Raw genomic sequence first — 10,509 nt, forward strand, 5'->3', positions numbered from 1 at the left:
ACAGCCGGACAACCGGAGCCAGCTCCCGCTGTCCGGTCCCTTGACACCCCTACGGCGAGCCGGAACCCTTCAACCCATCACATCTGGGAGCGCTCCCACAACCCGTGTCGGGACACAAGGAGGACGCCATGCGCAGAACTGTGTTTTCTCGAAGGCCGGGGTTGTCCCGAAGGCCGGGGGTCCCGTCGCGCCGGCTGGTGGCCCTGGCCGCCGTCGCCGCACTCGGCACCGGACTGCTGGCCGGCTGCGCCACCGACCAGGAGGAGCCCGGCGGCTCCCCGGTCGGCAGCGGTGGCGGGAAGGGCAACGGCAAGGCCCGAACGACGATCACCGTCGGGGTCTTCGGAGCCTTCGGCCTCAAGGAAGCCGGTCTCTACGACGAGTACATGAAGGCCAACCCCGGCGTCGTCATCAAGCAGACGTCGATCGAGCGGAACGAGAACTACTACCCGCAGCTGCTCACCCACCTCGGCAGCGGCAGCGGTCTCGCCGACATCCAGGCCGTCGAGGTCAACAACATCGCCGAGATCACCCGCACCCAGGCGGACAAGCTGGTGGACCTCGGCAGGACGCAGGGCGTGCGCAAGGACGCCTTCCTGCCCTGGAAGTGGGCCCAGGCCACCACCAAGGACGGCAGGACCATCGGCCTCGGCACCGACATCGGCCCGCAGGGCATCTGCTACCGCAAGGACCTGTTCAAGGCGGCCGGACTGCCCACCGACCGGGAGGCGGTCGGCAGGCTGTGGGCCGGCGACTGGCGCAAGTACCTCGACGTCGGCAAGCAGTACAAGGCATCCGGCAAGGGCAAGGCGTTCGTTGACTCGGCATCCGGTGTGATGGCCGCGGTGACCGGCAGCAGCGCCAAGCGCTTCTACGACGAGGACGGCAAGGTCGTCTACAAGACCAACCCGGCGGTCAGGGAGGCCTGGGACATCGCGGCCTCGTTCGCGACCGAAGGCCTGAGCGGCAAGCTCCAGCAGTTCACGCCCGCCTGGGACCAGGGCTTCTCCAACGGCACCTTCGCCACCCTCTCGTGCCCCGCCTGGATGCTCGGCTACATCCAGGACAAGGCGGGCGAGAAGGGCAAGGACAAGTGGGACGTCGCCCGGGCGCCCAGGCCCAGCAACTGGGGCGGCTCGTTCCTCGTCGTGCCCTCGGCGGGCAGGAACAAGGACGAGGCCGCCAAGCTGGCCGCGTGGCTGACCGCGCCGGAGCAGCAGGCGAAGCTCTTCGAGAAGCGCGGCAGCTTCCCGAGCGCCCGGGCGGCGTACGATCTGCCGGCCGTCGCCGGTGCCAAGCACGCGTACTTCGCCGACGCGCCCATCGGTGAGATCTTCGCCCAGGCCGCCGAGGGCATCCCGGTCACGATCCTCGGCCCCAAGGACCTCGTCATCGCGCAGAACCTGGCCGACGTGGGCATGCTCCAGGTCGACCAGAAGGGCAGGTCCCCCGAACAGGGCTGGAACGCCGCGGTGAAGGCGATCGACAACGCCCTGGACCAGTGACCGCGGCGAGGACCGTCCCGGACGACCGGCTCGGGGAGCGGCGCAGCCGCCGCCATCGCCGGGACACGAGGTGGAGCCCGTACGCCTTCGTGGCGCCCTTCTTCGTCTTCTTCGCGGCCTTCGGCCTCTTCCCGCTGCTCTACACCGGCTGGGCCTCCCTGCACCAGGTGGAGCTGACCGCGCCCAACGACATGAACTGGGTGGGGCTGCGGAATTTCTCCCGGCTGCTGGAGGACGAGTTCTTCTGGAACGCCCTGCGCAACACCGTCACGATCGGGCTGATCTCCACGGTCCCGCAGCTGCTGATGGCGCTGGGCATCGCGCATCTGCTCAACTACCGGCTGCGCGGCTCGATGTTCTTCCGTGTCGCGGTCCTCACCCCGTACGCCACCTCGGTCGCGGCCGCGACGCTCGTCTTCGTACTCCTCTTCGGACGGGACTACGGGATGGTCAACTGGGCGCTCGGCCTCGCGGGCGTCGATCCCGTCGACTGGCAGAACGGCACCTGGACCTCCCAGTTCGCGGTCTCGACGATCGTCATCTGGCGGTGGACCGGCTACAACGCGCTGATTTACCTCGCCGCCATGCAGGCGATCCCGGACGACCTGTACGAGTCGGCGGCACTGGACGGGGCCTCGCGGTGGCAGCAGTTCGTCCATGTCACCGTCCCGGCGCTGCGGCCGACGATCCTGTTCACCGTGGTGGTCTCCACGATCGGGTCGACCCAACTCTTCGGTGAGCCGCTGCTGTTCAACGGCGCGGCGGGCGCGACCGGCGGCTCCGACCACCAGTTCCAGACGCTCGGCCTCTATCTGTACGAACAGGGCTGGGTGAACCTGCACCTCGGCCGGGCCTCGGCCATCGCCTGGACGATGTTCCTGATCCTGCTGCTGATCGGCGCGGTGAACTTCGCCGTGGCCCGCCGGCTGCACAAGAGCGAGGGGGGAACGTCATGACCGCCAGGCGCGCCGGAAGGCACCTGCACGGCGGCCGGTGGACGTACGCCGTGCTGGTCCTCTTCACCGTGGGGTCCCTGTTCCCGCTGGTGTGGACGGCGATCGCCGCGTCCCGGACCAGCACGCGGCTGGCCCAGACCCCGCCGCCCTTCTGGTTCGGCGGGAACCTCCTCAAGAACCTGGAGATCGCCTGGACCGACGCCAACATGGGGACCGCGCTGTTCAACACGACGCTGGTCGCCGGGTCGGTCGCGGCCGGCACGGTGTTCTTCGCGACGCTGGCCGGCTTCGCCTTCGCCAAGCTCCGCTTCAGGTTCAAGAACGTCCTGCTGCTCCTGGTGATCGGCACGATGATGGTGCCGCCACAGCTCAGTGTCGTACCGCTGTACATGCTGATCGCCGAGCTGTCGTGGACCGATCAGCTGCAGGCCGTCATCCTGCCCACCCTGGTCAGCGCGTTCGGGGTGTTCTTCATGCGGCAGTACCTGATCGAGGCGCTGCCCACCGAGCTGATCGAGGCGGCGCGGGTCGACGGCGCGAGCAGTCTGCGCGTCGTGTGGCACGTCGTCTTCCCGGCCGCCCGGCCGGCCATGGCGGTGCTGGGCATGCTGACCTTCGTGATGGCCTGGAACGACTTCTTCTGGCCGATCATCGCGCTGACACAGAACGGCAGTCCGACCGTGCAGGTGGCCCTGACGGGCCTCGGCCGCGGCTATATCCCCGACCAGTCGGTGATCATGGCCGGCGCGCTGCTCGGCACCCTGCCGCTGCTGCTCGCCTTCGTCGTGTTCGGCAGGCAGATCGTCGGCGGGATCATGCAGGGCGCGGTCAAGGGCTGACCAGGTTCCCCGACTCCGATCGTCCGTACCCACCTAGTCCGTGTCTACCTTGGGAGCGCTTCCATGTCCGAGAGCACGACCGAGAGCTTTCCGCCCGGCTTCCTGTGGGGTACCGCGACCGCCGCGTACCAGATCGAGGGCGCGGTACGGGAGGACGGCCGCACCCCGTCCATCTGGGACACCTTCGCGCACACCCCCGGCAGGACGCTGGGCGGCGACACCGGGGACATCGCCGTGGACCACTACCACCGGTGGCGCGACGACATCCGGATGATGGCGGACCTCGGCCTCACCGCGTACCGCTTCTCGGTCTCGTGGCCGCGGGTGCAGCCGACCGGCCGCGGCCCGGTGGTCCAGCGCGGCCTCGACTTCTACCGCAAGCTCGTGGACGAGCTGCTGGCGAACGGCATCCGGCCGAGCCTGACCCTCTACCACTGGGACCTCCCCCAGGAGCTCGAAGACGCGGGAGGCTGGCCGGAGCGCGACACCGCGTACCGCTTCGCCGCGTACGCGGATCTGGTCGCCGGGGCGCTCGGTGACCGCGTGGACCTGTGGACCACGCTCAACGAGCCCTGGTGCAGCGCGTTCCTGGGGTACGGCTCGGGGGTGCACGCGCCGGGCCGTACCGACCCGGTGGCCGCCCTGCGCGCCGCCCACCACCTCAACCTGGCCCACGGGCTCGGCACCCAGGCGCTGCGCGCCGCGCTCCCGGCCCGTGCGCGGACCGGTATCGCCCTCAACCCGAGCGCGGTCCGCCCGCTCACGCGCTCTCCGCGGGACGCGGAGGCTCGGCGCCGGATCGACGCCCTGGCCAACCGGATCTTCACCGGCCCCCTTCTCAACGGGGCCTATCCAACAGACCTGTTGGCCGACACCGCGGCACTCACCGACTGGTCGTTCGTCGGCGGAGGCGACGAGTCGGCCATCCACCAGCGGCTCGACTTCCTGGGCATCAACTACTACGCGCCCGCGGTCGTCTCGGCCGCACCGGCCGGCGCCGCCCGGCGGCACGACGGCCACGGCGCCTCCGCCCACTCGCCCTGGCCGGGGGCCGAGGACATCGCGTTCCACCAGCCGCCCGGCGAGCTGACGGCGATGGAGTGGTCCGTGGACCCGACGGGCCTGTACGACCTGCTGCTGCGGTACACCCGCGAGGCGCCCGGCGTGGCGCTGATGATCACCGAGAACGGCGCGGCGTACGACGACAAGCCCGGCACCGACGGCACGGTCCACGACCCGGACCGCATCCGCTACCTCCACGCCCACCTCGCGACCGTACGAAAGGCGATCGCGGCGGGGGCGGACGTGCGCGGCTACTTCCTCTGGTCACTGCTGGACAACTTCGAGTGGGCGTACGGCTACAGCAAGCGCTTCGGCACGGTGTACGTGGACTACGACACCCAGAAGCGCACCCCGAAGTCGAGCGCGAACTGGTACGCCCGCCTGGCCCGGACGGGTGTCCTGCCGGAGGCGCCGGAGACGTGACGGCCGGCGGCGGCGCTCAGGGCGACGTCGTGCGATGGCGCGCAATAGCCCGCTCGATGAGGTCCCCCTCGCTGAGAGTTCCATCGACGTAGGCAGCCGCATCCTGGTCCGCGGCCGCAGACGTACGCAGACCCTCGGCCTCTACGGACCCCGTTGCCGACTCCATGGCCTCCCGCCGCGCAGCCTGCGCGGTGTCAGCCACCGGCAACCTCGCGGTGCGCTGCGCGCACGATCTCGCCGGCTTCCCGAACGGCCTGGACCCGCGTTGGGGAGGCCTCGCTGTCCATCGCGCGTTCAGCAGCGTGGAGACGCCGAGCGGTGTCCGGATGGCGCTCGATCTCGACGATCACGCCCCAGTGCCGGTAGAACATCCGGATAGGGAGGACACTGTCCTGCTCGCCCGCTTCGACGAATGCCTTCTGCATGTCCTCGAAGAACTCGGCGAGACGGGACGGCACGACGGTCGCCACGGCCTGACGCAGCGCGGAGAGTCGCAGAACTGGCTTGGGGATGAGCGGTCCGGCCGCGTGCTGTGCGGTCACTCGTCGGCCTCCAGCCGGTGAAGCGATCCTGGCCCGCGACAGAGTAGTGCTCCGCCGGGACTCACTCAGCCTGATCCAGCACGTCATGTACGAACTGTAGGGAGTACAGATGCCCCAGCTCGCCTGGCAGAAGTCCTCGTCCAGCACAGGAGATCAGGGCGAATGCGTAGAGCTGGCCGTCGGCCCCCGCAGGCGCGTTCACCTGCGCGAGAGTGATCACCCCACAGACGTGGCCACCACCACCCCCGCCGCCCTCGGCGCGCTGCTGGTCGCGATCAAGTCCGGCCGTCTCGACCGGCTCGCCGCTGACCCGTCGTGATCTCCTCAACGGCGGCCGAGGAGCTCGGCGATCCGGAGGAATCCGTCGGCGCCGTGGCCCCGCCCGATCGCGCGGCGGGCCAGGCCTTCCGCCGCGCGCATCACACCCGCGTCGATGCCGTGGACCTCGGAGGTGTGAATGATGTGGGCCATGGACGATGCCGCCGAGGTGAGCGGGTTGTCCTCGCCGGAGAACGTTCCGCTGTCCACTTCCTCCGCGGTCTCCTCGAAGATCGGCGGGAGTATGGCGCCGATCCCCTGGGCGAACGGCGCCAGCTCTCGCGCGGTGACGCCTTCCGCCCGCGCCACCGCCAGGGCGTGCGCATAGCCCGCCATCGCGGTCCAGAAGATGTCGAGCAGCGCGATGTCGTATGCCGCCGCCCGGCCGATCTCCTCACCGAGGTGGGTGTGCGTGCCGCCCAGCGCGTCCAGCACGGGCTGGTGCTCGCGGTAGAACTCCTCCGGGCCGCTGTGGATGAACACCGCGGCCGGTGTTCCGATGGTCGTGGTCGGCGTCATGATCGCACCGTCGAGGTAGCGAACACCGTGCGCAGCCGCCCACGCCGCGACGTCCCGGGCTCGGTCCGGGGTGTCGGCGGTCAGGTTGACCACGGTGCGGCCCTTGAGCGCCTCGGTGACCGCCTTGGGCCGCAGAATGGCGTCCACGGCGTCGTAGTTCACCACGCAGACCACGATCAGCCCGCTTTCGGCAACCGCTTCCTCGGCCGACCGGGCGCTGACCGCGCCCCGCGCGACCAGTTCCTGGTCCCTGCCCGGCGTCCGGTTCCAGACCGTGGTTCGCAGGCCGGCATCCAGGAACGCGCCTGCCAGGGACCGGCCCATCGGCCCCAGGCCCAGTACGGTGACAGCAGGCTGTTCGGTGTGCGAGGACATGGCTCAACTCCCGTAGTGACTCGACAATTCGTGAAAGGGACCAAGATGACGCGCGGTCGTGCCCAGGACCCGGATGTCTGTGGGGTGACTGCCGCGATCGCCGTGATCGACGGAAAGTGGAAGACGGCTCTGCTCTGGCTGCTGGAGTCCGGTCCGCACCGTCCGGGCGAGCTGCGCCGGCAGCTGCCGGGCCTGAGCGAGAAAGTGCTGACTCAGGCGCTCCGCGAGATGGAGACCGACGGACTGGTGCACCGGGAGGTGCACGACGTGCTTCCGCTGAAGACCGTGTACTCCTTGACCGCGTTCGGCCGAGAACTCTCCGAGGCGTTGGCTCCCCTCTCCGACTGGGGCCACCGTCGCCTGGAGAAGCTCGCCGAGGCCCGGTCGGCCTCCTGATACATCACCTCGCCACCCCACGTCTCACCCGGATCCGCGGCTCTCCGGCCGCCCTTCACCAGGATCAGCCCCTTACTGTCCGCCGCCAAGTACCCACAAAAAAGTGGCTACTGCAGGTGGCGTAGGCCGCCTGAGGGGCGACCTTGGGCCATTCGTGTTGTCATCGATGAAGGAGTAAGGCAACGCGTCTGAAGGCGGGAGAGATCATGGCCATGGACAAGGGGCTGAAGGCCCGCGACATCATGACGGCCGGCGTGCAGTGCGTCGGCGCGCACCAGTCGCTGTTCGACGCGGCGAAGATGATGCGCGACCTGAACGTGGGTGGCCTGCCCATCTGCGGTGATGACAACAAGATCAAGGGGATGATCACAGACCGTGACATCGTCGTGAAGTGTTGCGCCGAGGGGATCGACCCGGCCGAAGTACAGGCGGGGACCCTGGCCGGTGAGCTGCACTGGATCGACGCGGAGTCCGACGCCACGCAGGCGCTCGAGACCATGGAGATGCACCGGATCAAGCGTCTGCCGGTGATCGACGTCAACAAGGGCCACAGTCTGGTCGGAATGATCACCGAGTCCAACCTCGCGAAGAACCTCAGCGACGAACAGATCGCGGAGTTCGCGACCCGGGTGTACGCGGCGACCGGCTAGGCGGGGTGACCGTGGCCGGAGGCGAGGGTTCGGGGAACCCGGGGCCGCCCGGTTGGTGAGTATGGCGGGCCGGGTCGGACCGTCAAGGGCGCTCCTTCGTCGCGTCGCTGCGCGATGGCCTCCGGCCACCCTTGACCGTCCGCCCCGTCCCGCTGGTGCAGATGAGTGTCGGGCGGCCCCGGGGAGCGGGGCCCCACCTGAGCCCCGGGAGTGGCCGCGCTCTCGTCGGTGACCTCAGCCCGGTGAGCGGGACAAGACACGCGGCCACTTCGGGGGCTGCTGGCCTCGGCTCAGCGGCCGACGGCCGTCTGTTGGCCTACGACAACGCCCAATCCGAGGTGGATTGACACCAAGCGGCCGAGAGGGCCGCGAGTAGGCCATAAACCCCGGCAAATCGGGCGAGATTGAGGCCCTGCGGACCCCTCATGCCGACGGATGTCGTCATACCTCAGCCAGACCGGCCTGACGGCCGCCCAGAGCCCCGTCCGGGCACTTCCGGTGCCTGCCGCACTCGCCAACGCCCACCGGCCTGAAGCCGCTGAGCCGGGGCCCGGCCCATCCCAGAGGGACCGCGCGCCACCCACCACCCGGTGGCCGCTAAGCCGGAGCCGGGCCCATCCCGGAGAGACCGCGCCCCGCAACCACCCAGCGGCCTGCGGCCGGCAGCGGGGCCCGGACCAACCGATAGGTGCTCCCGGGCCCCGCTCCGGGGGCCGCCCCCCACTCATCAGTCAGCGGTGGAGGGACGGGAGTCCAGGGTGGGCGCAGCCCATCGCGCAGCGACGCGACCGCAGGGAGCGCCCTTGACGCCCGGCCCGGAGCCGCCATCATCACCGGCCGGGCGGCCCCCCACCCGCACGAACTCGCCCCCGGCCAAGCTGGACCGCCTCACCCCCGCCCCAGCCCCCGCCTCACGATCGGTATGCCACCGTCGTCATCATTCCGGACTCCGAGTGGTAGATGTTGTGGCAGTGCAGCATCCACAGGCCCGGATTGTCCGCGTCGAAGTCGATGGTCAGTTTGCGGTGCGGCAGCACCACCGCCGTGTCCTTGCGCGCGCCCGCCCCGTTGACGCCCGCCAGGGCGAAGGTGTGGCCGTGCAGGTGGATGGGATGCCACATCTCTGTGACGTTGATGAACGACATCCGGACCCGCTCGCCGTAGCGGACGGGATAGCGGCGGTCCGGGGAGTACGGCTTCCTGTCGAAGGCCCAGTCGTACTTCTCCATGCCGCCCGTCAGCTTGATCCGGACCTCGCGGTCCGGCCTCCGCCGCGCGAGCGCCACGGACTCGTCCGGCACGAGACGCGCAGCCGATGACAGCACCTTCCGGTACAGCTCGGCCGGACGCGCCGACGGGCGCGGAAGCGCCCCGCCGCCGGTGCGCAGGACCGCCATCGCCGAGGCCCGCTTACCCTCGGCGAGCGCGGTCAGCGGAAAGACCCCGTCCCTGGCGGTGAACACCACGTCGTACCGCTCGCCCATGCCCAGCAGCAGCGCGTGGGTCCGTTCGTGCCGGACGGGGAAGCCGTCGGTGTGGGTGACCGTCAGCTTGTGACCGCCGAGCGCCACCCGGAAGGCCGTGTCACCGCCGGCGTTGATGATGCGCAGCCGGATCCGGTCGCCGGGCTTGGCCGTGAACTGCGAAGGATCGTCCGGGGTGCGCCCGTTGATCAGGTAGTGCGGATAGTCGACGTCGCCCGCGTCGCCGCCGAGCAGGTAGCTCGTCATGCCCATCCGCAACCGGTTCGGCCCCGCTCCCAGCCCCGGCCCATCCTCCCCATGGCCGTCGTCGCCACCATGGCCGTCGTCGCCACTATGACCCCCGTGCCCGGAGCCGTGGTTCATGCCGCCGCCCGCGCCCTTGCGGAGCTGGGCGAACACCGCGTCAGGCGTGGAGCCGTCCACTCCATCCACCCAGTCGTCGAGGATGACGATCCACTCGCGGTCGTACGACAGCGGCTCCTTCGGGTCGTCCACGATCAGCGGCGAGTACATCCCCCGGTCGATCTGCACGCCGGAGTGCGGATGGAACCAGTACGTACCGGGGTGCGGCACCTTGAAGCGGTACGCGAACGACTCGCCCGGCTTGATCGGCGCCTGCGTCACATGGGGCACGCCGTCCATGTCGTTGCGCAGCGCGATCCCGTGCCAGTGCATCGACGTCGACTGCGGCAGGTGGTTGGCGACGGTGAGTGCGAGCGTGTCGCCCGCCGTCAGCCTGACCTCCCGGCCGGGCAGCAGGCCGTCATACGCCCACGACTTGAACGTACGTCCGCCGCCCAGCTCGACCGAGCCGGCGGTGGCGGTGAGCTTCACGGTGTGGACCCGGCCGTCGCCGCGCTTCGCCTCGACCTCCCCGACCTCCACGTCCCCGGGGGAGACGAACCCACGGGGCCCGGGGGGAGGGCTGTGCCCGCCGGGTCCGGAGCCGTGCCCGCCGGGCGCGGCGGAGCCGGAGCCGGAGCCGGGAGCGCCGCGCTCCGGGCGACCGCCCGAACAGGCGGACAGAAGCGCCGAACCGGCCGCGGCGATTCCGGCACCGAGAACGGCCCGGCGGGTGGTGTGGCTGTGCGTGTGCATGACTGAGTGCACCTCGGCAACTGAGCGAGGACCATCCCCGTCGAAGCGGATTCGGGGCAGGTTCGGGGCGGATTCGGGCGGATTGAGGCGGAGAGCGCACGTACGCACGCACGTACGCGCGCACGTCACGCGACGCGTATCAGCGCCTGCCCGAACAGCACCGCCGCGAGCAGCAAGGGCCGCACATCGCACGGTGTCCGATATGTGATCATGGTCCGCAGCTTACCCCGGCCCCGTACCTACCGAAATATAGACACACCAGACATGGGCGCGGGGGGGGGGGGGGGGGGGGGGGGGGGGGGGGGGGGGGGGGGGGGGGGGGGGGGGGGGGGGGGGGGGGGG

The 10,509-nt window shown here is 70.2% G+C and carries 11 protein-coding genes; 7 read left to right on the plus strand and 4 right to left on the minus strand.

From position 1 onward, the window contains the following. Positions 1-128 precede the first annotated feature (128 nt). From ACWV17_RS30440 to ACWV17_RS30455, 4 genes are all read left to right on the plus strand, one after another. A complete protein-coding gene (locus tag ACWV17_RS30440; RefSeq protein ID WP_455362204.1) occupies positions 129-1,505 on the plus strand; it encodes an ABC transporter substrate-binding protein in 1,377 nt (458 codons plus the stop codon). Continuing rightward, complete coding sequence (locus ACWV17_RS30445) at positions 1,502-2,461, plus strand: carbohydrate ABC transporter permease (RefSeq protein WP_455362205.1); 960 nt, start codon at positions 1,502-1,504, stop codon at positions 2,459-2,461. Before ACWV17_RS30440 ends, ACWV17_RS30445 begins: the two co-directional genes overlap by 4 nt. Further along, positions 2,458-3,300 carry a carbohydrate ABC transporter permease gene (locus ACWV17_RS30450; protein WP_455362206.1) on the plus strand — a complete coding sequence of 281 codons (843 nt, stop codon included), beginning with the start codon at positions 2,458-2,460 and terminating at the stop codon, positions 3,298-3,300. The genes ACWV17_RS30445 and ACWV17_RS30450 overlap by 4 nt, the downstream gene beginning before the upstream one ends. Positions 3,301-3,363: 63 nt before the next feature. Beyond that, positions 3,364-4,785 (plus strand): GH1 family beta-glucosidase, encoded by a 1,422-nt coding sequence (locus ACWV17_RS30455; RefSeq protein WP_455362207.1) that lies wholly within the window; start codon positions 3,364-3,366, stop codon positions 4,783-4,785. Between the two features lie 16 nt (positions 4,786-4,801). Here the strand turns inward: ACWV17_RS30455 and ACWV17_RS30460 are convergent, their stop codons facing one another. Both ACWV17_RS30460 and ACWV17_RS30465 read right to left on the minus strand, forming a co-directional pair. Next, positions 4,802-4,951 carry an antitoxin VbhA family protein gene (locus ACWV17_RS30460; protein WP_455362214.1) on the minus strand — a complete coding sequence of 50 codons (150 nt, stop codon included), beginning with the start codon at positions 4,949-4,951 and terminating at the stop codon, positions 4,802-4,804. Between the two features lie 28 nt (positions 4,952-4,979). Beyond that, positions 4,980-5,327, minus strand: coding sequence for a hypothetical protein (locus ACWV17_RS30465; protein WP_455362208.1), 348 nt, complete (start codon positions 5,325-5,327; stop codon positions 4,980-4,982). A gap of 109 nt (positions 5,328-5,436) precedes the next feature. Here ACWV17_RS30465 and ACWV17_RS30470 point away from each other — a divergent pair, with 109 nt between their 5' ends. Next, entirely contained in the window at positions 5,437-5,646 is a 210-nt protein-coding gene (locus ACWV17_RS30470; protein WP_455362209.1) for a DUF397 domain-containing protein, read from the plus strand. A gap of 5 nt (positions 5,647-5,651) precedes the next feature. Here the strand turns inward: ACWV17_RS30470 and ACWV17_RS30475 are convergent, their stop codons facing one another. Next, entirely contained in the window at positions 5,652-6,539 is an 888-nt protein-coding gene (locus ACWV17_RS30475) for an NAD(P)-dependent oxidoreductase (RefSeq protein ID WP_455362210.1), read from the minus strand. A 45-nt stretch (positions 6,540-6,584) separates the two neighbouring features. Here ACWV17_RS30475 and ACWV17_RS30480 point away from each other — a divergent pair, with 45 nt between their 5' ends. Together ACWV17_RS30480 and ACWV17_RS30485 are read left to right on the plus strand one after the other, a co-directional pair. Then, the gene (locus tag ACWV17_RS30480) at positions 6,585-6,935 is read left to right on the plus strand and encodes a winged helix-turn-helix transcriptional regulator (protein WP_455362211.1); all 351 of its coding nucleotides are present in this window, start codon (positions 6,585-6,587) and stop codon (positions 6,933-6,935) included. A gap of 206 nt (positions 6,936-7,141) precedes the next feature. Next, positions 7,142-7,585 (plus strand): CBS domain-containing protein, encoded by a 444-nt coding sequence (locus tag ACWV17_RS30485; RefSeq protein WP_455362212.1) that lies wholly within the window; start codon positions 7,142-7,144, stop codon positions 7,583-7,585. A gap of 911 nt (positions 7,586-8,496) precedes the next feature. On the opposite strand, the gene ACWV17_RS30490 is transcribed toward ACWV17_RS30485, so the two are convergent. Continuing rightward, positions 8,497-10,167: a multicopper oxidase family protein gene (locus ACWV17_RS30490; RefSeq protein ID WP_455362213.1), complete on the minus strand. Its 1,671-nt coding sequence runs from the start codon at positions 10,165-10,167 to the stop codon at positions 8,497-8,499. Positions 10,168-10,509: the final 342 nt, after the last annotated feature.

Source organism: Streptomyces mabaensis (genome assembly GCF_053763515.1).